This is a genomic window from Streptomyces sp. NPDC007983 (genome assembly GCF_042958345.1).
GTDB lineage: Bacteria > Actinomycetota > Actinomycetes > Streptomycetales > Streptomycetaceae > Streptomyces.
The window spans coordinates 94,103-121,034 of sequence record NZ_JBIBJI010000008.1 but is presented as its reverse complement, the minus strand read 5'-3'; the positions used below and the strand labels follow the sequence as shown (position 1 = coordinate 121,034).

Here is a 26,932-nt window from a genome sequence, read left to right as displayed (position 1 = left end):
CGCGGCGGCGACTCACGCCCGTCGGCTACACCTTGCTGCCGATTCCGGTCAGCGACCGCACTTCCATCTCCGCCTGCTTGGCGGGGTCCGCGGGCTCCTTGCTGAGGACCGTGCCGAGGAATCCGCAGAGGAAGGAGAACGGGATCGACACGATGCCGGGGTTGCTGAGGGGGAACCAGTGGAAGTCGACGCCCTTGAAGATGGACGTCGAGGTGCCCGATATGGCCGGGGAGAAGATGATGAGGATGAGCCCCGACCCCAGGCCGCCGTAGATGCTCCACAGCGTGCCCGTCGTGTTGAACCGCTTCCAGTACAGGGTGTAGAGGATGGTCGACAGGTTGGCGGACGCGGCGAGCGCCAGGGCCAGCGACACCAGGAAGGCGACGTTCTGGCCGTTGGTGACGATGCCGCCGACGATGGCCAGGACGCCGACCGCGATGGCCGTCAGCCGGGCGACCCGGATCTCGGACGCCGCGTCGGCCTTCCCCTCCTTCATGACGTTGGCGTAGACGTCGTGCGCGAACGAGGCGGACGCGGTCAGGGTCAGACCGGCCACCACCGCGAGGATCGTGGCGAAGGCCACCGCGGAGACGATGCCGAGGAGCACCGCGCCGCCGATCTTGAACGCGAGCAGCGGCGCAGCCGAGTTCTCCCCGCCGGGGGCCGCCAGGATCGCGTCCGGGCCGACCAGCGCGGTGGCGCCGTAGCCCACGACCAGGATGCCCAGGTAGAACAGGAACATCGTCCAGGAGCACCACACCACCGACCGGCGCGCCTCCTTGGCGTCCGGCACGGTGTAGAAGCGCATCAGCACGTGCGGCAGGCTGGAGATGCCGAGGACCAGCGCCAGGGACAGCGAGACGAAGTCGAGCTTGTCCATCGCTCCGTCGCCGTACCAGCCGCCCGGTTCGAGCAGGCTCTGCCCCAGTGGGCTGCGCGCCGCCGCCTGGTCGAGGATCGCCGAGAAGCTGAAGCCGAACTTGCCGATGATGAACACACTGATGAAGGTCACGCAGATCAGGAGCAGACCGGCCTTGATGATCTGCACCCAGGTGGTGCCCTTCATGCCGCCCACCAGGACGTAGAAGACCATCACGAGTCCGACGGCCGTGATGACGAGGGCCTGCCCGCCCTTGCTGTGCACGTTCAGCAGGAGGGCGATCAGTCCGCCGGCGCCGGCCATCTGGGCGAGCATGTAGAAGAACGTGATCACCAAGGTGGCGTTGGCCGCCGCCGCGCGCACCGGGCGCTGCTTCATCCGGTAGGCCATCACGTCGCCCACGGTGAACCGGCCGGTGTTGCGCAGCCGTTCGCCGACGAGCAGGAGGGCGACCAGCCAGGCGACGAGCCATCCCACGGAGTAGAGGAAGCCGTCGTAGCCATGGACGGCGATGGCCCCGGAGATCCCGAGGAAGGACGCCGCCGAGAGGAAGTCGCCGGAGAGGGCGATGCCGTTCTGGACGCCGGTGAAGGCGCTTCCCGCGGCGTAGTAATCGGAGGCCGTCTGGTTCCTGGTGGTGGCCTTGTAGACGATGAACAGCGTAATCAGGACGAAGACGACGAATACGCTGACGTTGATGACCGGGCTGCCGGTCGCCTCACCCGCGATCTGCAATGTCATTCCTTGTCGGCCCCCGCCAACTCGCGCACCTTGTCCACCTGCGGGTCGATTTTCCTGTCGGCGAAACCCCGGTACAGCAGGACGATCGTGATCGTCGACACGAACTGCAGCAGACCGAAGAGAGTCCCCATATTGACCGAGCCGAACACCTTACGGCTCATGAAACCATGACCATACGCCGAGAAGAGCGCGAAGGTCATGTACCAGCAGAAGAAGAGCGCACTCATGGGGAAGACGAACCGGCGCAGCCTCTTGCGAAGCCGGTCGAATTCCGGGCTCTGCTGGATCGCGGCGAAGTCGGGCTCGCCGTTTTCATTGCCGCGGTCGGCGAACCCCTGTCCAGTGGCCCGCTCGGATGAGATGGGCGCGGGAGGCCGCACCGCTTTCGTCATGGCCCTCTCCCGGGAGTTTCGGGCAGGAGAATTCGTACGGATCTGCCTGCAGTGGATGGTGGGGAGGAGGAGCAACCCGCAGCCCCATGGCGGGGTCAGTGTAGTAAGGCGCCGGACGCAGTCAACGGCCGGGGATCCCCTAGAGACCGGCCCGGCCCGGGATGCACCGGGAGCACCTGTTTCCGGATGACAGCACGCCACATATCGGGCTAAGAGATGCTTGTGAGCAACTGTCAGAACTTCTCAGGATGTGCGCTTTTCCCGATCCTTCCTCCTTTCGGTCCGCCTGACCAGGTGTCACGCGATGAACGCGAGCCGGCATCACCGGACTTGCGGATTTTTCGTGAACAGAGGATGCACGCGATGTGTTGATGTTGGTGGATCGCCCCATGTATGCGAACGTGTGGGAGGCTGCTCCACTGCGGGGCCCGTGACGATCTCCGGTCGTTGTTGCCGCTGATCAGGGTGCTCTACACTCACCACCGCCTGAGACGTTTGACGTCTCCAGAAATAGAGCCTGCGGCAATGGGTTCCCGAGGACGGAGGTAGGTAATCGGTGGGTTTTCTCGACCGCTCTCGCATTATCGCAGGGCCGGGGTGGAATCGATGGCTGATTCCTCCGGCGGCACTGGCGATTCACTTCTCCATCGGCCAGGCATACGCCTGGAGCGTCTTCAAGACGCCGCTGGAAAAAGCCCTTGACATCTCGGGGACGGCCAGCGCGCTCCCCTTCCAGATCGCCATTCTCGTCCTCGGCCTCTCCGCCGCCTTCGGCGGCACGCTCGTGGAGCACAAGGGGCCGCGGTGGGCGATGTTCGTGTCGCTCGTGACCTTCTCCTCGGGCTTCCTGATCGCCTCGCTCGGGGTGGCCACGCGCCAGTACTGGCTGGTCATCTTCGGATACGGCGTCGTCGGCGGAGTCGGCCTCGGTATCGGTTACATCTCGCCGGTGTCCACGCTGATGAAGTGGTTCCCGGACCGCCCGGGCATGGCCACCGGCACCGCCATCATGGGCTTCGGCGGCGGCGCGCTGATCGCCTCCCCCTGGTCGTCGCAGATGCTGTCCTCCTTCGGCAGCGACACCAGTGGCATCGCCCAGACCTTCCTGGTGCACGGCCTGGCCTACGCCGCGTTCATGACGCTGGGCGTGCTGCTCATCCGGGTACCGGCCGAGGGCTGGCGCCCGGCCGGCTGGGTCCCCCGCGAGGAGACCGGCAAGCAGCTCGTCACGACCGCGAACGTGTCGGCGAAGAACGCGGTGAAGACCCCGCAGTTCTGGCTGCTGTGGATCGTGCTGTGCATGAACGTCACTGCAGGCATCGGGATCCTGCAGAAGGCCGCCCCGATGATCCAGGACTTCTTCCAGGACACCGACGCCCCGGTGAGCGCGACCGCCGCCGCCGGATTCGTCGCCCTGCTGTCCCTGGCCAACATGACCGGCCGTTTCGTCTGGTCGTCGGTCTCCGACTTGATCGGCAGGAAGAACATCTACCGCCTCTACCTGGGCGCGGGTGCTCTGCTCTACCTGACCATCCTGCTCGGGAAGAACAGCAGCACCGTGCTGTTCGTGGTCGCGGCGATGGTGATCCTGTCGTTCTACGGCGGCGGGTTCGCGACCGTACCGGCCTATCTCAAGGACTTGTTCGGCACCTACGAGGTCGGCGCGATCCACGGTCGGCTGCTGACCGCCTGGTCGGTCGCCGGAGTCGCCGGGCCGATCATCGTGGACGCCGTCGCGGACTCGGGGAAGAAGTCCGGGGACTCCGGACCCGGCCTCTACGCGGTCTCCTTCTACCTCATGATCGCGCTTCTGGTCATCGGCTTCGTCGCGAACGAGCTGGTGCGCCCGGTGAACCCGAAGTTCCACGAGCCGGAGCCGGTGGCCGCGGGCGACCGGGCCGTCCAGGACCAGCAGGGCGAGCAGGGGGAAGAGGGCGGCACCGACCGCATCCCGGCCGAGAGGGGCAACTGATGACCCACCAGGACGAACCTTCGCAGAGCGCGGCCGTGAAGTCCTCGCCCGTTCTGCTGGCCGTGGCGTGGCTGTGGGTGGCCATTCCCTTCGCGTACGGCCTCTATGAGCTCGCCATGACGAGCCGAAAGCTGTTCGAGTAGAGGTGGGCGAGCCGGCACATCACCAGTCCGGCCGTGGGCGTTTCCGCCGCCCCCGGCCAGGCCGGTGTGCCGCCGGTCGTTCGACTTCCTCTTCAGGAGAAATCCCAGGAGAAAGCGCATCGTGATACATCGCTGTGGCCAAGCCGCTCCGGGCGCGGAGCGCGTCTCGTGACCCCGGGAAGGCATGCGGCCGAAGTTGCACGCGGCCCGGGGCTGTGGGCCACCATCGTGCAATGGCGAAACTGGCGGCTGCCGGTGAAGCTGGGCGCCGTGCTGGTGGTGCCCGCGCTGCTGGCCGTCGCCCTGGGCGTCGTACAGATCCAACGCGAAGTCGAACGCGCCAACTCGTACGCGGACATGCAGCGGCTGGTCAAGCTGCGCTCCGGGCTGATGCCGCTGCTCGGTGGCCTGCAGACGGAGCGGACCATGGCCGCCGAACAGCTGCGGGGTGCGGCGGACGGCGATTCCGCCATGCGGCGGCAGGCCCGGTCCACCGACCGCGCCCGGACCGTGCTCGTGGGCAGCACGAAGCGGGCGCCCGAGCTCGACGGCGCCGCGCGGAACCGCTACCAGGACGCGGTCAAGGCCCTGGGCGGGCTGACCGACCTGCGCGATCAGGTGGCGTCCGGCGACATCAGCTCCTGGGACGCGGTGAACAAGTACCGCACCGTCATCAACAGCCTGCTCGACCTGGACCAGGCCCTGGGCAGCCGGTTCGGTGAACCCAAGCTGTCCGGCCCGGCGTCCGCGCTGTACGACCTCGAGGCGGTCCAGGAGGAGGTCACTCTCCAGCATGTGACCCTCCTGGAGGCGATGAAGCCCGGCCGGCCCATGGACACCGAGCTCGTCCGGGCGCTGGAGGAGTCCGACATCCGCCTGAAGGACAAGCTCGGCGACTTCCGGGCCGTGGCCACCCCCGCGGAGCAGCAGCTCTATCAGCGGACGGTCACCGGCGACCTGGTGACCCGGCGCGCGAAACTGGTGCGTACCGCGCTGTCCCAGGCACAGGGCGCCGGAGCCCAGCAGGGTGCCACCACGCCGCCGATCCCCGCTTCCCAGTGGAACCGCAGCTCGGAAACGACCGCGAAGCTCCTCGGGAAGGTCGGGACGAACCTCGCCCACAAGCTGCGCGTGAACTCCGCCCAGCTGCAGGACGACACCAGCAACCGGGCCGGCGCGTACTCCGTGGCCCTGCTCGCGGTGTTGCTGCTCGCCCTCTCCATCGGCTTCGCGATCGGCCGGTATCTGCTGCGCTCGCTGACCATCCTCCGCTCCACCGCGCTCGACGTGGCCGAGCACCGGCTCCCGGACGCGGTCTCCAGCATCCGCGAGGGCGAGAAGGCGGACACCTCGGTCAGCGCCGTGCCGGTGCACACCACGGAGGAGTTCGGGCAGCTCGCCCGGGCCTTCGACGCGGTGCACGGACAGGCCGTGCGCCTGGCGTCGGAACAGGCCGCGCTGCGCGGCGACCTGAGGGACACCCTGGTCAACCTCTCCCGGCGCAGCCAGACCCTGGTGGACCGGCTGCTGCGCCTGATGGAGCAGCTCGAACGGCACGAAGAGGACCCGGACCAGCTGGCGAACCTCTTCCAGATGGACCACCTGGCGACCCGGATGCGGCGCAACAACGAGAACCTGATGGTGCTCTGCGGCAGCACGCTCGTCCGCACCCACGGTCATCGCGTGCCGCTGGAGGACGTCCTGCGGGCCGCGGTCTCCGAGATCGAGCACTACCAGCGCGCGGAGGTGCAGCCCTCCGCCTCGGTGGAGGTGACCGGCTACGTCGCCGGTGACCTGGCGCGGATCATCGCCGAACTGCTCGACAACGCCACCGCGTTCTCCCCGCCCGAGACCCAGGTGTTCATCAGCACCACACCGCGCCGCGACGGCTCCGCCCTGATCGAGGTGCGCGACCAGGGCATCGGGATGAGCGGCGCCGAACTGGCCAAGGCGCACCGGCGCCTGGAGGCGACCTCCTCCGAGGAGGCCTCGTCCTCCCGTCAGATGGGTCTGTTCGTCGTCGGCCGTCTGGCCAACCGGCACGGCATCTCGGTGAACCTCAGCTCGGAGTGGGGCGCGGGCCTGCGGGCCAGTGTGCTCGTCCCGGCCAACCTGGTGCCGGCGAACCGGCCCGACGAGGCGCCCCGGGGGAACGCGCCCCGGCGCCCCGCGCCGACGCCGATCGCCGCCAAGGCGTTCGAACCGGCGCGGCCACGGCAGGAGTCGGGCCCCGCCACTGCGGCCCCCGCCGTGCGCGAGTCCCCCAACGGGGCCCGCCCCGCGGCCGCCGCCGACTCCGGTACGCGGACCCCGGGCCGGGGTGCCGCCGAGCCGGGCCGCCCCGACTCCGCCGGGACCGGCGCGGACTCGCCGCTGCCGCGACGGCTGCCGCGGCGGAACCCCGCCGGAGCCGACGGGGCGAACGGGCCCGGGGCGAACGGGATCGGCCGCCCGGGACCGGGTGCCAAGGGCGCGCCCGAGGAGTCCCGCAACGGAGCGCCGGGGCCGTCCGGGCCCGGCCGGGCACCGGCGGACGGACGGGGCGTCCAGGACGCCCAGGACGCCCGTACCTCCGGGCCCGGCCTGGTGCCGCCGCAGCGGTCCGGACCGGAGCAGCAGCGCGAACCCGGAGCGGACGCCCCGCGCGCGCCCCGCGCGTCGTGGTTCGAGCCGCCCGCCTCGGATGACGCGGCGCCGACGTCGGCGGCCCCCCGCCCCCCGTCGGCGAGTCCGCGGCCCCAGGGCTCCTCGCGCCTCTTCACCCCGCCCGGACAGCAGACGGAGCCCCTGCCGGGCCCTGCCGCTCCCCGCGCCGGGGAGAACGCGCCGGACCGCCGCCCGGGCGGCGCCGCCGAGCCCTCGGACGCCCCGGAGGGCGCCGCCCGCACCCAGTCCGGGCTGCCGAAACGGACTCCGCGTACGCCCCGGCCCGGTGAGCGTGCCGAGCCGCGCACCGCCCCCGGCAAGGCGAAGCCGGCCCAGGACGCGGGCCGTACGCACAGCTTCCTCAGCAACTACCAGTCAGGCATCCGTCGGGCCCGCCCCGACGAGCGATAAGATCCCATCGACGAACGGGCAGGAAAGAAGCCATGACCTCACCCCACCCGCGGGAGGTGAGCCAGTTCGGATGGCTGGTCACCAACTTCACCGAACGTGTTCCCAATGTGGCCCACGCCGTGGTGGTATCAGCCGACGGGATTTTGCTCACCGCCTCCAACCGGCTGGCGGACGACTACGCCGAACACCTCGCCACCATCGCCGCAGGTGCCATCAGCTTGATCCAGGGCGCTGCCCGGTGTCTGGACACCGGTGAGGTGAAGAGCACCGTGATCCAGATGGAGTACGGACATATGCTGCTGATGTCGATCAAGGACGGCTCGTGCCTGGTGACCCTGGCCGCGCCGGACTGCGAGATCGGTCAGGTGGCCTATGAGATGACCGTGCTCGTGGACCAGGTCGGCGAGATGCTGACCCCCGAACTGCGCGCGGAGCTGCAGGGAATCCAGCAGACGGCAGCCCACCAGCCCGGATGAGGAGATCATGAGCACCGGTGAAGGCCCTTCCGGGCACACTCGGAGAAATCAGGGAGCGGAGGACGAACAGACCTTCGCCGACGTGCTCAACGCGTTCAGTTTCGGCAAGGCACGGCGGCCGCGGAAGAGGTCCGGTTCCGACTCCGGTTCCGACTCCGGTTCCGGACCGGAGTCCGCGGACCGCAGCCGGCCGGAGGAGGCGCCGCCCCCCGCTTCCCCGGAGCCGTACGCGTATCCGCCGTCGCAGGACGAGCAGCACGCGGCGTGGGAGGACGGACACGAGCAGCAACAGCAGGGCTCGCCCTCGTTCGTGCGCGCCTATACATGGACGGGCGGCCGCACCAGGTCCCAGCATCACTTCGAGCTGGAGACCCTGGTGACGACCACCGAACTGGGGCACCAGTCCGCCGCCTTCACGCACGCGGACCACGTTCCCGTGATCTCGCTGTGCCAGGAGCCGACGTCGGTGGCCGAGGTGTCGGCACGGCTCTCGGTGCCGCTGGGGGTGGCCAGGGTGCTGCTCGGCGACATGGCGGACCGCGGGCTGATCGCCGTCCACCAGACGGAGACCAGCGAGGGCGAGGCCCCGACCGTCGCGCTGATGGAGCGCGTGCTGACCGGGCTTCGCAGGCTTTAGCGTCCCTGGCCGCGGTGGCGCGGGCCGTCCCGGTGCGCCAGGTCGTAGGGGCGCGGGTAGGTGGTGGGCCGGTAGCCGACGTACCGTGGCTCGGCCGCCGGGTCCTCCGCCTTCGCCGCGGAGTTGAGCGCCTCCGGCGAGGTGTCCCAGCTGCCGGTGGCCAGGCGCCGCTCCAGCGTGTGCAGGGCGGCGAGTTGTTCACCGGTGGTGAAGGCGCAGTGGCCGGGCCCGTCGACGTACGCCTGGCGCAGCAGCCCCGCCGATCCGCCGGCGGTGGCGGCGCGGCGGTAGGCGCTCTCGGCCTGTACGGGGATCAGCCCGTCGCCGGTGGTGTGGATGTTCAGCTGCGGGTCGGTCAGCCTGCCGGTGAAGGCGCTGGTGTTCCGCGTCCAGGCCACGGCCCGCGGGTCGGCGGTGATCCGGGGAGCGCGGCCCAGGGCCCTGAGGTCGTCGCGCAGCGTCAGTCCCGCCTCCTTGTACAGCTCGGTGACCTCCTTGTACACGGAGGAGTGCCGCAGCATCGCCGCGTAGTCGACATCGGTGTTCCAGGACGGGTTGCCGCCCGCGCGGGATTCGGCCTCCTGCCGCCAGGAGAACGCGGCGGTCCGGAGCAGGCCGTTGACCGCCGCGTACTGGTTGGCCTGCTGTCCGGTCCAGTCGACCGGGCCGGGCTTCGGCTGCGACGGGTCGTTGTGGCCGGGGATGTTGTGCAGGGCGGCGGCGAGCGCGATCCGGGCCCGGCCCTGCCGGGTCTGCTGGGCCGCCGTCAGCTTGCCCGTGAGGGCGCTCGCGGCGCTCTTGGCGTCCGCCTGGTCGGTGAAGCCGGTGAGGCGGATGCCGGAGTCCGGCGCGAGGAGGGTCCTCAGCGCGAAGACGGGGTCGAGGGTGCTGTTCCAGTTGGCGACCCCGCCCTGGACCAGTCCGCACATCGACAGCGATCCGTCGATCCGGTCGGCGTGCCGTTCGGCGATCGCCGTGGTGACGAACCCGCCGTACGACTGGCCCCAGGCGAGGGTCTGCCGGGCCGCGCCGAACCGCTGCCGGAACAGGTCCAGCGTGGCCAGCTGGTCGGGCACCGCGTCCGTCACGGCCCAGCCGGTCGTGGCGTAGGAGGAGCCGATCAGTGCGTACCCCTGGTCCAGCAGCCGGGCGCGGGTCTGTGAACTCGGCGCGTTCTGGGCGGGGTTGGGGCTGCCCTGCGGGGCGTAGCCGTGGCTGAACAGCAGCACGGTGCCGTTCCACCGCGCGGGCATGTCCATCATGTACGCGGCCCCGGACGCCAGGTGGCCTTCCAGGTGCTCGCCCTCGGCGCTCGCGGCCCGCGCGGGCAGGGCGGTGGCGGCGAGCACGGCGGTCGCGGCGAGGGCGAGGGCGCGGGCGCGGGGCTTCACGGGCGGGCTCCTTCGGCGGCGGGAACGTCTGCGGGGGTGGTGGCGGTGCGGGCGTCGAGCGTGTCGGTGTGGGTCTCGCGCAGCCGCCACACGGTGAGCGCGGTGATGGCCGCACCGCCGCACAGCAGCAGCGAGAGCGGGGTGCTGCCGCCGCCGTGGGCCGCCAGCAGACTGCTCGCGATCATCGGCGAGAAACCGGCCCCGACCAGGGTCGCGAGCTGGTAGCCGAGGGAGGCGCCGGTGTAGCGGACCCGGGTGCCGAACATCTCGCTGAGCAGGGCCCCGAGCGGTCCGTACATGGTGGACTGCGCCAGGCCGTGGCCCAGCGCCAGGGCCAGGATCAGCAGCCCGGGCGATCCGGAGTCGACGAGCGCCAGGACGGGGAAGGCCAGCGCGGCGGATGCCACGGCCCCGGCGAGCACGACCGGGCGGCGGCCCACCCGGTCCGACAGCGCGGAGGCGGCGGGCAGCGCGGCGAGCGCCACGCAGGAGGCGACGGTCACGGCGGTGAGCACCTGCGGCCGGGTGTACCCGTGATCGACGGCGTAGGAGATCATGAAGCTGGTCAGCAGCGCCTGCGCGGTGAACGCGCCGATGCCGACGCACCCGGCGCGCAGCAGCGGCCCGGGGCGGCGCAGTACCTCGGCGAGCGGCGGCCTGTCCCGCGCGGGCTCGCCCGGCTCGTGCGTCCGGGCCTCGGTGAACAGCGGGCTCTCGACCACCCTCAGCCGTACGAACAGCCCGACGGCGAGCAGCGCCACGCTCAGCAGGAACGGCACCCGCCAGCCCCAGGCCCGGAACTCGTCGTCCGGCAGTGTCGAGACGATCGTGACCACGCCCGCGGAGAGCATCGAGCCGAGCGGGGCGCCGAGCTGGGTGAAGCTCGACCACAGGCCGCGGCGCCGCCGGGCGCCTCCGGTGCGCTCGGCGTGCTCGACGACCATGAGCATGGCGCCGCCCCACTCGCCGCCGATCGCGAGGCCCTGCACGACGCGCAGGGCGACCAGCAGCACCGGCGCCCAGACGCCGATCGCGTCGTAGGTCGGGAGGAGTCCGATGAGGAAGCTGCAGGTGCCCATCAGGAGCATCGTGAGGAGCAGCATCGACTTGCGGCCGAGCCGGTCGCCGAAGTGTCCGAAGACGATGCCGCCGAGCGGCCGCGCCAGGTATCCGGCGGCGAAGGTGCCGAAGGCGGCGATGGTGCCGACCGCGGGGTCGGCCCGGGGGAAGAACAGCTCGCCGAAGACGAGCGCGGCGACCGTGCCGTACACGAGGAAGTCGTAGAACTCGACCGCGGTGCCGAGCAGCCCGGACAGTGCGACGCGGCGCAGCTGCCGGTCGTCCGGGGGCGGCGGGGGAACGGGGACGGGGGCTGGCTGCACGGGAGGCTCCCTGGTGCCGTCGGGGGTGGCATCGAGGCGGTGCCGTCGTTCCCGCGAAGGTAGGCAGATATCCGACTGCGGTCAATGTTCTGCACAACATTTGTGCGCGGAGGACAGCACGACGGGCAGCCCGACGGAGAGCGGGCAGGGCTCAGCGGCGTGTTCGTGGAGAGAAGGCAGGGGGCTCGGGGGCCGGCTACGCCCCGGCTATCGCACCGGCACCAGGTCGAGCAGGCGCTCGGCGGCCGCCCGCGCGCCCGGCGCGAGGCGCTCGTGGACCGCGCGGAACGTCTTCTCGGCCTGCTCGGCGGGCCAGTCGTCGGGCAGATGCTCGACCGGGAGGCGCGGGTCCTGCCGGATGATCCGCAGCCACTCGGTGGACAGCCGCAGCCGCGCCACCAGCGCTTCGTCGTCCCCGGCGGACGTGTGCTCCTGGGGCTGCCAGCGGCGTACGAACTCCTCGTACCGCCCGGCCAGCGCGGGCAGGTCCCAGGTCTCCTCGATCATCGTGCCGATGTCCATGCCCGCGTCGGCGTGGGCGCGGAACACCTTCACATGCGCGGCCAGGCCCAGCTCGGCGAGGAGCGGGCCCACCTCGACCTCGCCCTGCGCGATCCACAGCCCGCTGAACAGCGGCCCGAAGCCGCTCCAGGTGAGCTGCGAGCGCAGGTCGTGGCGCTGGCGCTGCCAGGACTCGGGCAGCGAGAAGCCGAGCAGGGTCCAGGTGCCGTCCCAGTTCCGGTTGACCGCGCCGGTCTGCCAGATGCGGCTTTCGCCGTCCCGCAGCACCGCCTCCGAGCGCTCGGTGAGCCCGAAGTACATGCGCCGACCCTCGCGCTGCCGCCGCAGCAGGCCACGCCCCACCATGCGGGTGAGCGTCGAGCGGGTCGCGTGTTCGCCGACACCGGCGCGGCCGAAGAGGTCGATGACGCTCCCCGAGTACACGCACACGTCCCGGCCCATCACCCAGTCCCCCAGGAACGTGAGCATCAGCGACTGGGGCCGAGGGGCGGCATCAGCAGTGGTCACGCAGCCAACGGTACGCGCAGCCCCCGGATGCCGGTGCCGCGGCTCCCGGCAGGAACTGGGAGAGGGGGGGCGTCACCGCGAGCAGGTCACTCCTGCTCCATCGCCAGCACCAGCTTGCCCGTGGTGCGGCCGCTCTCGATGCGGCGGTGGGCCTCGGCGGCGTCGCGCAGCGGCAGCACCTCGCCGACGTCCACGCGCAGTTCGCCGTCGAGGACGGCGCCGACGGCCTGCCGCAACACGCCGGACACGGCTTCGGGACGCTCGCCGCTCAGCGCGCCGAGGTTGAAGCCGAGGACGCCCTTGCCGCTGAACCACAACTCGTTCGCGTTGAACGGGACGTCGTCCGCACCCGAGGCGTTGCCCATGGCGACCAGGCGCCCGCCCCGTGCCAGCGCGTCGAGGCTCGCCCGGCGGGCCGCACCGCCGACCGGGTCGATGGCCACGTCGAAGCCCCGCCCGTCGGTGAGGGCGGCCACGGCCCCGGGGAGGTCGTCGCGCAGGACGACCTTGTCGTAGCCGAAGGCGGTCGCGGTCTCGATCTTGTCCGGCGAGCCCACCGTGCCCACGATCCGGCCCGCGCCCAGCAGCCGGGCCACCTGACCGAGCTGGCTGCCCACGCCACCGGCCGCGGCGTGCACCAGCACCCGCTCCCCCTTCCGCAGCCGGGCCACCTCGCCCAGGACCAGCCAGGCCGTGGTGCTGTTGGAGGGGACGGCGGCCATCAGCGCCCGGTCGGCGTCATCCGGCAGCGGGGCGACCAGGTGTGCGTCGGTCACCGCGACCGAGCCGTAGCCGCCGCCCATGGTCATGGTCAGGGCCGTGACCGGCTGACCCACCCGCAACCCGGTGACCCCGTCGCCGAGGGCACGGATCCGCCCCGCGGCCTCGATGCCGGGTACGTACGGCAGCGGAACGTCCACCGCGCCCTGCCGGAAGAGGATTTCGGCGTAGTTCACCCCGGCGTGGGTCACATCGATGGCGACCTGACCGGGACCGGGCTCCGGCGCCTCGACCTCGGTGTACTCCAGCACCCCGGCTCCGCCGAAGCGGGGGATGGTCACAGCGCGCATGGCACGTCACTCCTCAACAGGCAACACGGGAACATCAGGAAAAACGAACAGAATTAAATCAGGCGGCCGTTCCGGTTCCTTCACCTCGCGGCGGCGGCCTCGGGAGCGCGCACCGATCCGTCGAAAACTTTCGCTGGGCATGAGGGGCGACACACCGTTGACGCACCGGGCCCCCGCTGGACACACTCCGGTGCAACCAGCTCAACAGAACCCACCAGACTCCCACAGGATGTGTCATGGGTCCCCGCACAACCCGCATGCTCTTCCTGCCGCTGCTCGCCGCCCTGCTCACGCTGGTGACGAGCATCTTCGCCGCTCCGCCCAGCCCCGCGCTGAGCGGAGCGCCGTCCACGGCCCCGCACAAGACGAAGTACGCCGGGTATCTCTTCACCTACTTCACCGGTGAGGGCACCGCCGACGGCGAACAGATACGGATGGCGCTCAGCCGGGGCAACGACCCCCTGCACTGGCGGGAGTTGAACGCCGGGAAGCCCGTCCTCACCTCCAGCCTCGGCGAAAAGGGCCTGCGCGACCCCTTCGTCATCCGCTCCCCCGAGGGCGACAAGTTCTATCTGATCGCCACCGATCTGCGGATGTACAAGAACAGCAGCGGCACCTGGGACCAGGTGCAGCGCACCGGCAGCAAGTCGATCATGGTGTGGGAGTCGAAGGACCTCGTCAACTGGACCGACCAGCGCCTCGTGAAGGTCTCCCCGGACACCGCGGGCAACACCTGGGCGCCCGAGGCGTACTACGACGAGAAGCTCGGCGAGTACGTCGTCTTCTGGGCCTCGAAGCTCTACGGCCAAGACGACCCGCAGCACACGGGCTCGACGTACAACAAGATGATGTACGCGACGACGAAGGACTTCCGCACCTTCAGCGAGCCCAAGGTGTGGAACGACCCCGGCTACTCGGTCATCGACTCCACCGTCATCAAGGACAAGGGCTCCTACTACCGCTTCACCAAGGACGAGCGCGACCCGTCCTCCGGTACGCCCTGCTCGAAGTTCATCACGGCCGAGAAGTCCACGTCGCTGACGGACACCTCGTACGACTTCGTCTCCGACTGCATCGGCAAGGGCGCGATCGACCGCGGCGAGGGCCCGACCATCTTCAAGTCGAACACCGAGAACAAGTGGTACCTGTTCATCGACGAGTTCGGCGGCCGTGGCTACATCCCCTTCGAGACCACCGACCTCGCCTCCGGCAAGTGGACCCCGTCCCAGAACTACCAGCTGCCCGCCAGCCCCCGGCACGGCACGGTGCTCCCCGTGACGCAGGCCGAGTACGACCGGCTGCTGCGCACGTACCCCGCGTCCCAGGCCGCGCCCGCCGATGTCACGGCGCAGGGCCAGAAGGGGTACGCGATCGTCACGGAGGCGGCAGCCAAGGCCGTGCTGCCGATGGCCCCGAAGGCCGATCTGCGGCGGCTGGCGCCCCGCTTCGCGCTCCCGGCGGGCGCCACCATCAGCCCGCCCTCCGGCACCCGGCGCGACTTCCGCAAGGCCCAGACGTACACGCTGAAGTCCGCCGACGGGACGGCCCGTGAGTGGACCGTCGAGGCCGTGCCGATGCGCAGCCCCATCCTGCCCGGTCTGAACGCCGACCCGGACATCTCATACGCCGACGGCCGCTACTGGATCTATCCCACGACGGACGGCTTCCCCGGCTGGGGCGGGACCAAGTTCAAGGCGTACTCCTCGAAGGACCTGGTCCACTGGAAGGACCACGGCGTGATCCTGGACCTCGGTCCGGACGTGAGCTGGGCCGACAAGTACGCCTGGGCGCCCGCGATGGCCGAGCGGAACGGCAAGTACTACTTCTACTTCTGCGCCGAACAGCAGGTCGGTGTCGCGGTCGCCGACTCCCCCGCGGGTCCCTTCAAGGACGCGCTGGGCAAGCCGCTGGTGCCCAAGGGCCAGCTGGAAGGCCAGATGATCGACCCGTCGGTGTTCACCGACGACGACGGCCAGGCCTATCTGTACTGGGGCAACGGCCAGGCGTACGGTGTGCCGCTCAACGACGACATGACGTCCTTCGACTCCTCGAAGATGCGCAAGTTCACCCCGGACAACTTCCGGGAGGGCTCCTTCGTGGTCAAGCGCAAGGGCACCTACTACTTCATGTGGTCCGAGGACGACACCGGCAGCGAGAACTACCACGTCGCCTACGCCACCGGCTCGTCGCCGATGGGGCCGTGGACCAAGCGGGGCACGATCCTCTCCAAGCGCACCGACTACGGGATCAAGGGGCCCGGCCACCACTCGGTGGTGAACGTTCCCGGCACGGACGAGTGGTACATGGCCTACCACCGGTTCGCCGTCAACGGCCCCGGCAAGGCGGGCGGCGACGGTACGCACCGGGAAACCACCATCGACCGCATGGAGTTCGCGGCCGACGGGACGATCAAGCCGGTGGTGCCCACCCTGGAGTCGATCGACCCGGTCCGCCACCGCTGACGCGGACATGCGCCGGGCCCCGCACTCTGACGGGGCCCGGCGCACACTGACCTGTTTGCGCCTCACCATCGAGGAGAGGAGATCGCCGTGGCGGTCACCCGAAGATCGTTACTGATCGCAGGCACCGCCGCCCCCGTGGCCGGGGCGCTCGTCACCGCCACCCCGGCGTCCGGCGCGGCACCGTCCCGCGCCCTCGGCGGCCGGACCCTTCCGCTCTCCGACGGCTGGCGCTTCGCCCTCGTCACCCCGGACGGGAACGCCGACCCGACCGGCGACTACGAGAACGCCCACGAACCCGGCTACGACGACTCCGCATGGCGCGAGGTCGCCATTCCGCACGACTGGAGCATCGAGCTCACGCCGACCACCGAGCACGGCACGACGGGCGGCACCGGCTTCCTGCCCGGCGGGCTCGGCTGGTACCGCAAGTCCTTCACGCTGCCGTCCAAGCTCGCGGGCAAGCGGATCTCCGTCGAGTTCGACGGCGTGTACATGGATGCGTACGTGTACTGCAACGGCAAGCTCATCGGCAACCACCCCTACGGCTACACCGGCTTCGCCCTCGACCTCACCGACGTGGTCCACACCGACGGCACCACCCCCAACGTCCTCGCCGTCAGGGTCCGCAACCAGCTGCCCAGCAGCCGCTGGTACTCCGGCAGCGGCATCTACCGCCACGCCCGCCTCGTCGTCACCGACCCCGTCCACGTGGCCCGCTGGGGCACATACGTCACCACCCCCACCCTGAGCGAAAGCCACGCCACCGTGCGGGTACGCACCAGCGTCGTCAACGCGTCGGGCGACGAGAAGTCCATCACCGTCCTCTCCACGGTCAAGGACCCCGACGGCCGAACGGTCGCCCACACCCGCTCCACCCTCACCGTCGCCGCGGACACCACCCGCGACGCCACCCAGGAACTGACCGTCGAGAAGCCACGGCTGTGGTCCTTCGACACACCCCATCGGTACACCCTGGAGACCGAGCTACGGGTCGGGGACCAGACCACCGACCGCTACCGCACCCCCTTCGGCATCCGCCACGTCACCATCGACCCCGACCACGGCCTCACCCTCAACGGCCAATACACCAAGCTCCAGGGCGTCAATCTCCATCACGACCTGGGGGCGCTCGGCGCCGCGTTCAGCACCGACGCGTTTGTGCGCCAGCTGACCATCATGAAGAGCATGGGCGTCAATGCCCTGCGCACCTCGCACAATCCGCCCGCGCCCGAGGTGGTCGAGGTGTGCGAACGGCTCGGCGTCGTCATGATGGTCGAGGCCTTCGACTGCTGGCGCACCGGCAAGACCGCCCATGACTACGGGCGCTTCTTCGACGAGTACTGCGAGGCGGACACCGCCGAGATGGTCGGCGCGGCCCGCAACTCCCCCGCGGTCATCATGTGGTCCATCGGCAACGAGATCACCGATTCGACCAGCACGCCCGGTCTCGCCATGGCGCAGCGCATCATCGACGCCATCAAGAGGACCGATGACACCCGGCCGATCGTGATCGGCTCCAACAAGTACCGTGGCGGTCCGCCCGCGCCCGGCTCCCCCGCCGACCTGATGCTCGCCAAGGTCGACGGCCTGGGTCTCAACTACAACATCGCCTCCTCGGTGGACGCCCTGCACGCCCGCTATCCGCACCTTTTCCTCTTCGAGTCCGAGACGTCCTCCGCGACCTCCTCCCGCGGCGCCTACCAAGAGCCTCAGCATCTCAACACGGCCGAGAACCAGACCCCGGGCAAGCGCGAGGCCTCGAGTTACGACAACAACATCGTCAATTGGGCGGCGAGCGGCGAGTACGAGCTGAAGAAGGAGCGGGACCGCCCCTTCCTGGCTGGGCAGTTCCTGTGGTCCGGCATCGACTACATCGGTGAGCCCACCCCGTACAAGGTGTTCCCGGTGAAGTCCTCCTTCTTCGGCGCCGTGGACACGGCCGGGTTCCCCAAGGACGCGTACTACCTCTTCAAGAGCCAGTGGACCAGCGAGCCCATGGTGCATCTGGTGCCGATGAACTGGACCGATCACCGGCCGGGCGAGACCGTCGAGGTCTGGGCCTACGCCAACGTGGAAACCGTAGAACTGTTCCTCAACGGCCACTCCCTCGGCGTACGCCACTTCGACACCAAGAAGACCACCGACGGCCGCACCTACCTGGAAACCACCGAAGCCACCGGCGACGACAAAACCGTCACCTCCGGCCCCTACCCCGGCAGCTACACCAGCCCCAACGGCAGCGCCGGCAAACTCCACCTCACCTGGAAAGTCCCCTTCGCACCCGGTGAGCTCAAAGCCGTGGCACGGCGAGGCGGCCGGGTGGTCGCCACCGACATCCTGCGCACGGCCGGACGCCCCCACGCTATCCGGCTCACCCCCGACCGCACCACCGTCAACGCCGACGGCCGCTCACTGTGCTTCATCACCGCCGAAGTAATCGACGCCCACGGCGTGACAGTCCCCGACGCCGACCACCTCATCTCCTTCGACGTAACCGGCGGCACCCTGGCCGGTGTCGACAACGGCCGCCAGGAGAGCGCCGAGCGCTACCATGCCGGCACCCGCACCGCCTACCACGGCAAAGCCCTGGCCATCATCCGCACCGGCACCAAACCCGGACCCCTCACCCTCACCGCCCGCTCCACGGGACTGCGCAAAGCCGCCACCACCGTCCGCGCCACCGGCGGCACCACCACCCGGGTCACCCCCACCCCGCCCTTCGCCCCCGACCCGGGACCGGCCGCACCGACGTATCCGCTGGCCGACGCCGGCTACTCGGGCTCGCTCTCCACGCTGCCCGCCGCCATGCTGGACGGCGATCCGGCCACCGGCTGGTCCAACGCCGTCGCCAAGGCCGCCACTTCCCTGCTCCCGGCCTTCAACGGGGCCCGCGAGAGCGACTGGGTCTCGGTGACGTGGGCCAGGAAACGCCGAGTGCGCCGCGTCGAGGTGTCCTTCACCCTCGACGCGACGCACTCCCTGCCCGCTTCGGTCACGGTCTCCGCCTGGGACGGCCGCGCCTATGTGCCCGTGTCCGGAGCGAAGGTGGCCTGGGCCACCTCCTCCGACGCCGCGAGCGTCATCACCTTCGACCCGGTGCGCACCTCACGGCTGCGGCTGGATCTGGTGAGCGCGCGCCCCGGGACCGTGGACGGCGCCCAGCGGATCAGTGCGCTGGAGGTCCCGGACGCGTAGCGGACGGCTTGCCGATCAGGCCACCGGGGCGGGGTAGGTCGGGTACTCCACCCCGGACACATACTGGACGACGCGGATGACCTGGCAGGAGTAGCCGAACTCGTTGTCGTACCAGAGGTAGAGGATCGCGTTGTCGCCGTCGACCTTGGTGGCACCGGCGTCGATGATCGAGGCGTGGCGCGAGCCGATGAAGTCGCTCGACACCGCGTCGGGGGCGCTGATGAAGTCGATCTGGCGCTTGAGCGGCGAGGTCAGCGACACATCGCGAAGGTGGTCGAGGACCTCCTCGCGGGTGGTCTCGCGCGCGAGCTGGAGGTTGAGGATCGCGATCGAGACGTTCGGCACCGGGACCCGGATCGAGCTGCCGGTGATCTTCGCCTTGAGGTCGGGCAGCGCCTTGGCGACGGCGGACGCGGCACCGGTCTCGGTGATGACCATGTTGAGCGGCGCCGATCGGCCACGGCGGTCGGAGTTGTGGTGGTTGTCCAGCAGGTTCTGGTCGTTGGTGAACGAGTGGACGGTCTCCACGTGGCCGCGCAGGACGCCGTACTCGTCCTCCATCGCCTTCAGCGGCGGGACAATGGCGTTGGTGGTGCAGGACGCGCAGGACAGGATCTGCTCGTCCGGCTTGATGGTGTCGTGGTTGACGCCATGGACGATGTTGGGCACGTCGCCCTTGCCCGGCGCGGTGAGGACGACCTTGGAAACGCCGGGGCGCAGGTGCTTGGACAGGCCCTCGCGGTCGCGCCACTTGCCGGTGTTGTCGATGAGGATGGCGTCCTTGATGCCGTACGCCGTGTAGTCCACCGACGTCGGGTCGTCGGCGTAGATCACCTTGATCTCGTTGCCATTGGCGACGATCTTGCTGTTCGCCTCGTCGACGGTGATCGTGCCCTGGAACTGGCCGTGGATGGAGTCACGGCGCAGCAGCGAGGCGCGCTTGACCAGATCGTCGGCGGCCCGGCTGCCGCCTCCGCGGACGACGATGGCGCGCAGCCGCAGGCCGTTGCCGGACCCGGCCTTCTCGATGAGCAGACGGGCCACGAGCCGCCCGATGCGGCCGAACCCGTAGAGGACGACGTCACGCCCCTCGCGGCGCTCGATCTTGTTGGCACCGGTGGCACCGGCCACGGCCTCGGCCGTGAACTCCTCCACCGACAGACCGCGGTCGTCGGTCTTGTACGTGGCGGCGAGCATGCCGATGTCGATCTGGGACGGGCCGAGATCGAGCGTGGTGAGGGCCTGCAGGAACGGCAGCGTCTCGGTGACCGACAGTTCGTCGCCGGCGATCTGCCGGGCGAACCGGTGGGTCTTGAGGATGCTGACCACCGACTTGTTCACCAGGGAGCGGCTGTGAAGCAGGACGGTGACGTCCCGCTCCCGGTGCAGCTTCCCGATGATCGGGATCATCGACTCCGCGATCTCCTCGCGGGTGTTCCAGTTGGTGAACGAGTCCTCGTTGGCAGTCACAGTTCATCTTTCGAGCTAGGCGGTGCTCATATGGTAACCCGCCTGCACCTTTGATCAGTCCGGTGGTCCCGCCGAGGGCCCCGGCGGCTTGCTGGGGCACGGCCTGCGGCGGTGTTTTGATCCTCAGGCGCAACGATGAGTTTGGGCGGAGGCGAGGGTCAGTACTGGGGTGAGCGTTCCGCACGACCGAGAGGAAGGGTTCTGCTGTGGCGAAATTTGTGACCGTCGGGTACGGGGACCAAGAGGGCTACGACCGTACCGAGGCGGCGGTCCGGAACGAGGCCCATGCCCATGACGCCCGCCTGCTCGAGGCGGGAGCCGTTGCGGGCATCGCCGGCTCGCCCGTCCAGGTGCGCAACCACGACGATGCCGGCATGACCGTGGAGAGTGGCCCCTTCATGTCCTCGACTCTCCCGGTGGCCGGGTTCGGGATCATCGAAGCCGCGACCATCGAGGAGGCCGTCCAGCTCGTGTCGAAGACCCCGTGCGCGGTCGCACATGGTGTGGTCGAGGTCTGGCCGTTGCAGGAGTCGCCGTAGACAGGGGGGAGCCGCGGCCGGGTTGGTCTTCGGATCGCTTACGTCGCTATCGCAGAAACACGGTGGCCCTCCTCGGGAGTGCTGGTAGCCGAAACCGAGGAGGGCGTCGCCGGAATCAGCGGTGGTCTATTCAGCGCGTCGCTCGTGGCGTGAGCGTGCGAGGTGATGCGCCGCGCGCAGCAGCTCACGGGTTGCCGCTTGAGTGCGCTCGCCCGGGTTCACCACTGCCAGCCAGCCGGCGGTGCCGTAGACGGGGTGCGCGATCACGGTGTCGGTGGCGCTGGGATCGACCTCGGCGGAGGCTGGTTCGCGTGGCGCGTGACCGGTCCACCGGGTGAACGCCTCCTTCCCAGCGGCGATGTTCACACGGAAGGTGTCCGGCCGGTCCAGCCGCGATGCCTCGTCGCCAGGGTAGTTCTTGGTCACGACAGTCGCGAACGGTTGGGCCGTCGGCGGGGTGGCGCCGTCGGGTGCGTAGGAGAAGAACGTGTCCCCCCAGCTGATGTCCGGCGTGCCGTCGCCGGGCGCGGGCCTGATGGTCAGTACACCGCCGAGGCCGCCCACGAAGCTGATGATCTCGTCCATGGTCATGTGCTCTAGCGTTGCATTGAAGTGCTTGTGGAGACTTTGAGGCCGGGATGGAGGGATGCCAGGGTGCCAGGTCTCAAATCAGGGGATATGCGTACCGCAGATGTCGCGCGGCGCGTCGGGTACTCCGCTCAGCAAGTTCGCAATCTTGAGCGCGACGGTGTGCTTCCGCCTGCGACGCGCACGGCCACGGGCTATCGGATCTATGGAGAGGTACATCTGCAGTCCGCACGGGCCTACCGGGCCCTCGCCAGGGGCGCGGGACCGGTTGAGGCCAAGAAGATCGTTCGAGCCTTCCACCAGTTCCCTCCCTCGCGGGCGCTCGCCCTTCTCGACGCGGCGCATGCCCGGCTCGATGCGGAGCGCACCGAACTGAGGCAGGCCGAGGAGGCCGCCCATGCGATCTCCAGCGAGCCGATCGAAGACGTGCGCACGTCGGACTCGATGAGCGTCTCCGAACTCGCCGCCGCCCTCGGGGTGCGCCCTTCGACGTTGCGGCATTGGCATGCGGAGGCTCTCGTCGTTCCGGATCGCGACCCCGTGCGTGGAACGCGGCGATACACACCGACCCGGGTGCGGGACGCGCGGATCGTTCACCAACTGCGCAAGGCCGGATACCGCATCCCGCCCCTTCGGGCCCTCATGCCGGAGCTGCGGCGCACCCGCCGATCGGAGGATGTCGCCTCGGCGCTGGCTGCCAGGGACGCCGGCATCACTGCTCGGTCCGAAGCCCTCCTCGACGGTGCCGCCGCGCTCAGTGCTGTGCTCTCCCTTCACAGGCAAACGGCCTGACCGCCGGCCCGTCAAAAAGGCCCCGGCGACCGGCCTTGCGTTCCAGGAGTCGCCGGGGCCGCGCGGTGTCCTACGCCCCGGCCAGGCGCAGCAGGGTGCCGGCGGTGAGGGCGGTGCGGTCGGGCACGTCGTCGAGGAGCACGTGTTCGTGCCGGGCGTGCGCGCCGTCGCCCGTGGCGCCCATGCCGCACAGCACCGGGCGGCCGAGGGCGGCCACGAAGTTGGCGTCGCTGCCGCCGCCGACGTGGAGCTGTGCGAGCGGGGCGCGGAGGTGGGCGGCCACTTCGTCGGCGACGGCGAACAGGCGGCCACCGGCGGCGTCGGGGTGCATCGGCGGCCGGGACCAGTGGCCCTCGACGGCGATGGCCACCCGCGGGTCGGTGGCGTGCAGCCCGGCCAGGACCCGGTCCATCCGGTCGGTCTCGGCCTGGGTGCTCACGCGGAGGTCGATCAGGCAGGACGCCTCGCCCGCGGCGACGTTGCGCGCGGTGCCGCCGCTGATGCGGCCGACGTTGACCGTCGTCCCGCGGGAGAGGTCCGCGGCGGCGGTGAGCTGCTGGATGACGTCGGACAGCCCGTGGATGGCGCTGGCGCCCTTGGTCGGGTCCAGACCGGCGTGGGCCTCTATGCCGGTCGCGGTGACGGTGAAGATCCCGACGCCCTTGCGGCCCGCCTTGACGCCCCACTCCCCGCCGGGTTCCAGGACGAGCGTGGCGTTCGCGTCGCCGGTCGCCCGTTCGATGTACGGCCGGGACGTGACGCTGCCGGTCTCCTCGTCGCCGTTGAACACGAAGCGCACGGTGGGCCGGGGCAGCCCGAGTTCGCGCAGGGCGCGCAGGGCCCAGATGCCCTGGGCCAGACCGGCCTTCATGTCGAAGACGCCGGGTCCGCCGGCCCGGCCGCCGTCGACGGTGAACGGCCACCCGGCGAGGGTCCCGGCCGGCCAGACGGTGTCGTAGTGGCCGACGACGGTGACCAGGGCGCCGGGAGCGCCCGCGTACTCGGCCTCGATGACGTCGCCGAGGTCCGGGTTCCGGTGACGTACCGTACGGCTCGGCGGGCCCAGCCGCTCGGCCAGCAGCTCCTCGAGCAGGCCGGCGGTGGCGTCGAGCAGCTCCTTGTCGTCGCTGGGCGACTCCTGCTCGACCAGGCGCCGCAGATCGGCGAGTTGCGCGTCCTGGTGGCGCTGGTCGCGGCACCAGGAGGCGATCCGGGACAGGTCGTCCGCGGGTGAGGGCATGATGATCCGTTCTCTTCGGTGGGTGGGGGGTGTCAGCGGCCGGGTGCGCCGGGGCCGAAGGGCAGGCCGACCGCGAACCAGGCCAGATACAGCGCCGTCCAGATCACGAGCATCGACAGCGCCACCGGCAGCGTCAGCGACATCAGGGTGCCGATCCCGGCCTGGGGCCGGTACCGGCGCACGAAGCCGAGACAGAGCAGGAAGTACGGGCTCATGGGGGTGATGGCGTTGGTGCAGGAGTCGGCTATCCGGAACAGCGCCCACGTCGTCTCCGGGGCCACGCGCAGCAGCATCAGCATGGGTACGAAGACCGGACCGATCAGCGCCCACATCGCGGAGCCGCTGGTGAGCGCCAGGTTCATGACGCTGACGACGAGGATGACGCCGACGAGGACGAGCGCGAGCGGCACACCGGAGGAGTCGAGGAGTTCGGCCCCGTGGATGGCCATGACCTCACCGATGCCGGTCCACTTGAAGTAGGCGAGGAACTGGGAGATCGCGAAGAACAGCACCAGGACCGGGGAGAGTTCGGAGATCCCCTGCGCCATGACGCCGGGGATGTCCTTGGCCCGGCGCACCGTCCCCACCGCGCGCCCGTAGGCGACGCCGGAGGCGAAGAACAGCAGAGAAAGGAAGACGGCGATGTCGTGGACGAGCGGCGAGTCGATGACGGCGCCGTGCTCCCCGCGCAGCGGTGAGCCGGCCGGCAGGGCGGCCAGGGCGATGGCGGCGACGAGGGCGGCGGTGACAACGGCGGCGGCGCGCAGCCCGCGCCGTTCGATGGTGGTCAGCGACAGATCGGGCAGCTCCTCGGTTCCGTCGCCACCCTCCCCTGAGCCGTCCGCATCCGTGATCATCTTCATCCGGCGGCTGAGCAGGGTCTCCGCGAGGACGGTGATCACCAGGGAGAGGACGACGGAGGAGACGAGGGAGAAGTAGTAGTTGGCGACCGGTGTGACCGTGTACCCGGAGTCGATGGTGTGTGCCGCCGCCGCGGTGAGCGCGGCCAGCGTGGCGTCCGACGGTGTCACCAGCGGGCTCGCGGCGTGCCCGGCCGAAACGGAGATGTACGCGATGACGGCGCCCAGGACGGGGCTGCGCCCGATGGAACGGTAGGCGATCGCGCCCAGGGGGATCATCACCACGTACGCGGCGTCGGAGGCGACGTGGGCGACCATCCCGGTAAAGGCGATCATGAAGGTGACGGCCCGGGTCGGCACCTTCGCCAGAGCGGCCCGCAGCACCGCGGTGAGCAGCCCCGCCTTGTCGGCGACCGCCACGCCGAGCATCACGACCAGCACCACGCCCAGCGGCGGGAAGGTCGCGTAGTTGTCGATCAGCCCGTCGAGCATCATCGTCAGGCCGTCGCCGGACAGCAGGCTCTTCACGTCGACGGCCTTGCCGTCCGCGGGCGAGGTCGCCGAGACGTCCAGGCCGTGCAGGCCCCAGCTCAGCACCATGAGGACCCCGCTGAGGATCACGAAGAGCCAGAAGGGGTGCGGCAGCCTGTTGCCGACCCGCTCGATGACTCCCAGCAGCCGCAGCGTCAGCGCCACGGAGCCCGTGGGGCGGTCCACGGTCGTCGTCTTGGTCACAACATCCGGCCCTTCTCTTTCCAGCTCGGCGTATTGGCCCCCCATGAGACGACGTTGCGGTGAATTGTGTCAATACTCGAACAGTCAGCGGCGATATCATCCGCGTAACCATCTGCTCGTGAAGCGGCTAGGATCGACCGCATGTCCGCAACCACCGTCACCACGCGGCGGTCGTCGAAGCGCCCGGAAGAACAGCTGCTCGACGACGTCGACCTGGATCTCGTCGCGGCGCTCCAGATCGCCCCCCGCACCCCGGTCAACGCCCTCGCCGAAATCCTGGACAGCTCTCCGAGCACGATCGCCCGCCGCCTGACCCGGCTGCGCGAGGAGCGGCTGCTGCGGGTGGTCGGGCGCGTGGACTGGCCACTGATCACGACCGAGAACCCGCGCCAGGTGTGGATCCGGTGCGCCCCCGGCCGCTCGCGGGAAGTGGCCCACCACATCCTGGAACTCGCCGAAGTACAGACCCTGCTGCTCACGACCGGACACGCGGACATCTACTGCACGGTCTATCCGCTCGCCGGGACGGACATCTTCGACCTGCTCACCAACCGGCTCCCCGGCATCCCGGGCATCGTCTCCACCGAATCCCAACTCGTCCTGCGCGCCCACACGATGGGCCAGAGCTGGCGCCTCCACCGGCTCACGGACGCGCGATCCGACCGGCTGCGCGAGCACACCGACCCCGTCACCAGGGAGCGGCCGACCTCGTACGACCAGCTGACCGAGCTGGAGCGGCGAGCGCTGGAGCTGATGGCGGCCAACGGCCGGATCACGGCCGCGGACATCGCCCGCGAACTCGGCATCAGCCGCTCCACGGCCTACCGCACCTCACAGGCCCTGCTCGAAAGCGGCGCGATCTGGCCCCGCGTCGAGATCGAGCCGACGCTGCTGGGCTACCCGCTGAACGCGCTGATGTCCCTGACCGTGCTCCCCCACGCGATCCCGGCCGTGCTCGACACGCTCGGGTCCCACCCCTCCGCCCGCTACGTCTCGATGGTGGCCGGCTCCGTATCGATGAACCACTACGGGGTCTTCCGCGACGAGGAGGACCTGGCCCGCTTCATCACCACCGACCTCGGCGCGCACCCCGAGATCGTGACCGTCAACACCTGCGTGGCGGTCCGCGTCCTGCGCCGCCACTGGACGGACCGCGACGGCGTCCACCTCGGCCGCATGCACGACGGCTTCCTCCGCCACGGGTGAGGCCGGAGCGGGCCCCGATGCCCGACCCGCCGGGCACGGCGGGTCGGGAGGGCCTGCTCCGTCTTCTTCTCGGTCAGCTCCTTCGCTGATCGCATCCGGCGCGCTGCCTAGCCGTTCTCGCCGGGCATGCCCGCGCACGCCCGGCAGGGACAGTGCGGACAGCCCACGGAGTGCAGGAAGCGCGGCGGACCGGCCGTACACAGGCAGATCATGCAGGTCAGCTCGCCGTCGTCGGCGACCACTTCCTCGTACGCCACCGGGGTCATCCGGTCGTCCGCGCCGATCCGCTTGTGCGGCGAGCCGACGGCGAGGATCAGGTGGTCGGTGATCGCGCCGACCGCGTGCGGGATGCCGCCTTCGATCAGCAGGGTCTGCCCGGCCTGGGTCTCATGGATGCGGCCGTCGTAGGTGATGGTGCCGATACCGGCCACCACGGTCAGGATGTGGTGGCCGGGGTGGGTGTGCGGGACGAACCCGGCGCCCGCGGGCAGCCGGATCAGGTCGGCGCCGATGGCTCCGTTGGTCACCAGTTCGCGCCCGCTGGCGTTCGCTGTGCCGTGCACCGGGACCGGCAGCGGGGCGTGCTCCACGTGCAGTCCGGTGTGGTCGGGGCGTATCGACTTCTCCGCCCATGTGGCGATCTTCAGCGCGGACTTGGTGTCCTGCTCCTGCATG

21 protein-coding genes are annotated in these 26,932 nt (G+C 70.1%); 10 read left to right on the top strand and 11 right to left on the bottom strand.

Translation table 11 applies throughout. The annotated features are described in order from the left end of the window. Positions 1-25: 25 nt before the first annotated feature. Both ACFZCY_RS25155 and ACFZCY_RS25150 read right to left on the bottom strand, forming a co-directional pair. Positions 26-1,621: a cation acetate symporter gene (locus ACFZCY_RS25155; protein ID WP_391177415.1), complete on the bottom strand. Its 1,596-nt coding sequence runs from the start codon at positions 1,619-1,621 to the stop codon at positions 26-28. After that, positions 1,618-2,013: a DUF485 domain-containing protein gene (locus tag ACFZCY_RS25150; RefSeq protein WP_391177412.1), complete on the bottom strand. Its 396-nt coding sequence runs from the start codon at positions 2,011-2,013 to the stop codon at positions 1,618-1,620. Before ACFZCY_RS25150 ends, ACFZCY_RS25155 begins: the two co-directional genes overlap by 4 nt. 556 nt (positions 2,014-2,569) lie before the next feature. Here ACFZCY_RS25150 and ACFZCY_RS25145 point away from each other — a divergent pair. The 5 genes from ACFZCY_RS25145 to ACFZCY_RS25125 all read left to right on the top strand — a co-directional run bounded on the left by ACFZCY_RS25145 (position 2,570) and on the right by ACFZCY_RS25125 (position 8,298). Next, positions 2,570-3,985, top strand: a complete 1,416-nt coding sequence (locus ACFZCY_RS25145; RefSeq protein WP_391177409.1) for an MFS transporter — start codon at positions 2,570-2,572, stop codon at positions 3,983-3,985. Then, complete coding sequence (locus tag ACFZCY_RS25140; protein ID WP_391177406.1) at positions 3,985-4,128, top strand: hypothetical protein; 144 nt, start codon at positions 3,985-3,987, stop codon at positions 4,126-4,128. Before ACFZCY_RS25145 ends, ACFZCY_RS25140 begins: the two co-directional genes overlap by 1 nt. Positions 4,129-4,356: 228 nt before the next feature. After that, on the top strand, positions 4,357-7,185 hold the full coding sequence (locus ACFZCY_RS25135; protein ID WP_391177404.1) for a nitrate- and nitrite sensing domain-containing protein: 2,829 nt from the start codon (positions 4,357-4,359) through the stop codon (positions 7,183-7,185). A 32-nt stretch (positions 7,186-7,217) separates the two neighbouring features. Further along, positions 7,218-7,661 (top strand): roadblock/LC7 domain-containing protein, encoded by a 444-nt coding sequence (locus tag ACFZCY_RS25130; RefSeq protein ID WP_391177400.1) that lies wholly within the window; start codon positions 7,218-7,220, stop codon positions 7,659-7,661. 7 nt (positions 7,662-7,668) lie between these two features. Then, positions 7,669-8,298, top strand: a complete 630-nt coding sequence (locus ACFZCY_RS25125; protein ID WP_391177397.1) for a DUF742 domain-containing protein — start codon at positions 7,669-7,671, stop codon at positions 8,296-8,298. Here the strand turns inward: ACFZCY_RS25125 and ACFZCY_RS25120 are convergent. The 4 genes from ACFZCY_RS25120 to ACFZCY_RS25105 all read right to left on the bottom strand — a co-directional run bounded on the left by ACFZCY_RS25120 (position 8,295) and on the right by ACFZCY_RS25105 (position 13,170). After that, complete coding sequence (locus ACFZCY_RS25120) at positions 8,295-9,689, bottom strand: alpha/beta hydrolase family protein (protein WP_391177394.1); 1,395 nt, start codon at positions 9,687-9,689, stop codon at positions 8,295-8,297. The genes ACFZCY_RS25125 and ACFZCY_RS25120 overlap by 4 nt on opposite strands. After that, positions 9,686-11,071 (bottom strand): MFS transporter, encoded by a 1,386-nt coding sequence (locus ACFZCY_RS25115; protein ID WP_391177391.1) that lies wholly within the window; start codon positions 11,069-11,071, stop codon positions 9,686-9,688. Before ACFZCY_RS25115 ends, ACFZCY_RS25120 begins: the two co-directional genes overlap by 4 nt. A 207-nt stretch (positions 11,072-11,278) precedes the next feature. Further along, complete coding sequence (locus tag ACFZCY_RS25110; RefSeq protein WP_391178288.1) at positions 11,279-12,061, bottom strand: PaaX family transcriptional regulator C-terminal domain-containing protein; 783 nt, start codon at positions 12,059-12,061, stop codon at positions 11,279-11,281. A gap of 125 nt (positions 12,062-12,186) precedes the next feature. Beyond that, on the bottom strand, positions 12,187-13,170 hold the full coding sequence (locus tag ACFZCY_RS25105; RefSeq protein WP_391177388.1) for a zinc-binding dehydrogenase: 984 nt from the start codon (positions 13,168-13,170) through the stop codon (positions 12,187-12,189). Positions 13,171-13,406: 236 nt separating this feature from the next. Here ACFZCY_RS25105 and ACFZCY_RS25100 point away from each other — a divergent pair, with 236 nt between their 5' ends. Continuing rightward, positions 13,407-15,632, top strand: coding sequence for a family 43 glycosylhydrolase (locus ACFZCY_RS25100; RefSeq protein WP_391177384.1), 2,226 nt, complete (start codon positions 13,407-13,409; stop codon positions 15,630-15,632). An 87-nt stretch (positions 15,633-15,719) separates the two neighbouring features. After that, positions 15,720-18,827: a glycoside hydrolase family 2 TIM barrel-domain containing protein gene (locus tag ACFZCY_RS25095; protein ID WP_391177382.1), complete on the top strand. Its 3,108-nt coding sequence runs from the start codon at positions 15,720-15,722 to the stop codon at positions 18,825-18,827. Positions 18,828-18,842: 15 nt separating this feature from the next. Here ACFZCY_RS25095 and ACFZCY_RS25090 read toward each other — a convergent pair whose 3' ends face one another. Continuing rightward, on the bottom strand, positions 18,843-20,297 hold the full coding sequence (locus ACFZCY_RS25090) for a glyceraldehyde-3-phosphate dehydrogenase (protein ID WP_391177379.1): 1,455 nt from the start codon (positions 20,295-20,297) through the stop codon (positions 18,843-18,845). 206 nt (positions 20,298-20,503) lie between these two features. Between ACFZCY_RS25090 and ACFZCY_RS25085 the strand changes: the two genes are divergently transcribed. Continuing rightward, complete coding sequence (locus tag ACFZCY_RS25085; protein ID WP_391177376.1) at positions 20,504-20,836, top strand: YciI family protein; 333 nt, start codon at positions 20,504-20,506, stop codon at positions 20,834-20,836. Between the two features lie 126 nt (positions 20,837-20,962). Here ACFZCY_RS25085 and ACFZCY_RS25080 read toward each other — a convergent pair whose 3' ends face one another. Continuing rightward, entirely contained in the window at positions 20,963-21,427 is a 465-nt protein-coding gene (locus tag ACFZCY_RS25080; protein WP_391177374.1) for a DUF6194 family protein, read from the bottom strand. Positions 21,428-21,514: 87 nt separating this feature from the next. Between ACFZCY_RS25080 and ACFZCY_RS25075 the strand changes: the two genes are divergently transcribed. Beyond that, positions 21,515-22,216, top strand: a complete 702-nt coding sequence (locus ACFZCY_RS25075; protein ID WP_391177371.1) for a MerR family transcriptional regulator — start codon at positions 21,515-21,517, stop codon at positions 22,214-22,216. A gap of 70 nt (positions 22,217-22,286) precedes the next feature. On the opposite strand, the gene ACFZCY_RS25070 is transcribed toward ACFZCY_RS25075, so the two are convergent. Further along, positions 22,287-23,456, bottom strand: a complete 1,170-nt coding sequence (locus ACFZCY_RS25070; RefSeq protein ID WP_391177369.1) for a M20/M25/M40 family metallo-hydrolase — start codon at positions 23,454-23,456, stop codon at positions 22,287-22,289. 32 nt (positions 23,457-23,488) lie between these two features. Next, a complete protein-coding gene (locus ACFZCY_RS25065) occupies positions 23,489-25,051 on the bottom strand; it encodes an AbgT family transporter (RefSeq protein ID WP_391177366.1) in 1,563 nt (520 codons plus the stop codon). 141 nt (positions 25,052-25,192) lie between these two features. Between ACFZCY_RS25065 and ACFZCY_RS25060 the strand changes: the two genes are divergently transcribed. Next, positions 25,193-26,257: an AsnC family transcriptional regulator gene (locus ACFZCY_RS25060; protein WP_391177363.1), complete on the top strand. Its 1,065-nt coding sequence runs from the start codon at positions 25,193-25,195 to the stop codon at positions 26,255-26,257. A gap of 107 nt (positions 26,258-26,364) precedes the next feature. Here ACFZCY_RS25060 and ACFZCY_RS25055 read toward each other — a convergent pair whose 3' ends face one another. Continuing rightward, entirely contained in the window at positions 26,365-26,931 is a 567-nt protein-coding gene (locus ACFZCY_RS25055) for a cupin domain-containing protein (RefSeq protein WP_391177361.1), read from the bottom strand. Between the last annotated feature and the right edge of the window lies 1 nt (position 26,932).

Coding starts and splice junctions, on each gene's coding strand:
- ACFZCY_RS25125 (WP_391177397.1), top strand. CDS start 7,669: ATGAGCACCGGTGAAGGCCCTTCCGGGCACACTCGGAGAAATCAGGGA.
- ACFZCY_RS25060 (WP_391177363.1), top strand. CDS start 25,193: ATGTCCGCAACCACCGTCACCACGCGGCGGTCGTCGAAGCGCCCGGAA.
- ACFZCY_RS25110 (WP_391178288.1), bottom strand. CDS start 12,061: ATGCTCACGTTCCTGGGGGACTGGGTGATGGGCCGGGACGTGTGCGTG.
- ACFZCY_RS25070 (WP_391177369.1), bottom strand. CDS start 23,456: ATGCCCTCACCCGCGGACGACCTGTCCCGGATCGCCTCCTGGTGCCGC.
- ACFZCY_RS25055 (WP_391177361.1), bottom strand. CDS start 26,931: ATGCAGGAGCAGGACACCAAGTCCGCGCTGAAGATCGCCACATGGGCG.
- ACFZCY_RS25130 (WP_391177400.1), top strand. CDS start 7,218: ATGACCTCACCCCACCCGCGGGAGGTGAGCCAGTTCGGATGGCTGGTC.
- ACFZCY_RS25150 (WP_391177412.1), bottom strand. CDS start 2,013: ATGACGAAAGCGGTGCGGCCTCCCGCGCCCATCTCATCCGAGCGGGCC.
- ACFZCY_RS25100 (WP_391177384.1), top strand. CDS start 13,407: ATGGGTCCCCGCACAACCCGCATGCTCTTCCTGCCGCTGCTCGCCGCC.
- ACFZCY_RS25105 (WP_391177388.1), bottom strand. CDS start 13,170: ATGCGCGCTGTGACCATCCCCCGCTTCGGCGGAGCCGGGGTGCTGGAG.
- ACFZCY_RS25075 (WP_391177371.1), top strand. CDS start 21,515: ATGCGTACCGCAGATGTCGCGCGGCGCGTCGGGTACTCCGCTCAGCAA.
- ACFZCY_RS25140 (WP_391177406.1), top strand. CDS start 3,985: ATGACCCACCAGGACGAACCTTCGCAGAGCGCGGCCGTGAAGTCCTCG.
- ACFZCY_RS25155 (WP_391177415.1), bottom strand. CDS start 1,621: ATGACATTGCAGATCGCGGGTGAGGCGACCGGCAGCCCGGTCATCAAC.
- ACFZCY_RS25080 (WP_391177374.1), bottom strand. CDS start 21,427: ATGACCATGGACGAGATCATCAGCTTCGTGGGCGGCCTCGGCGGTGTA.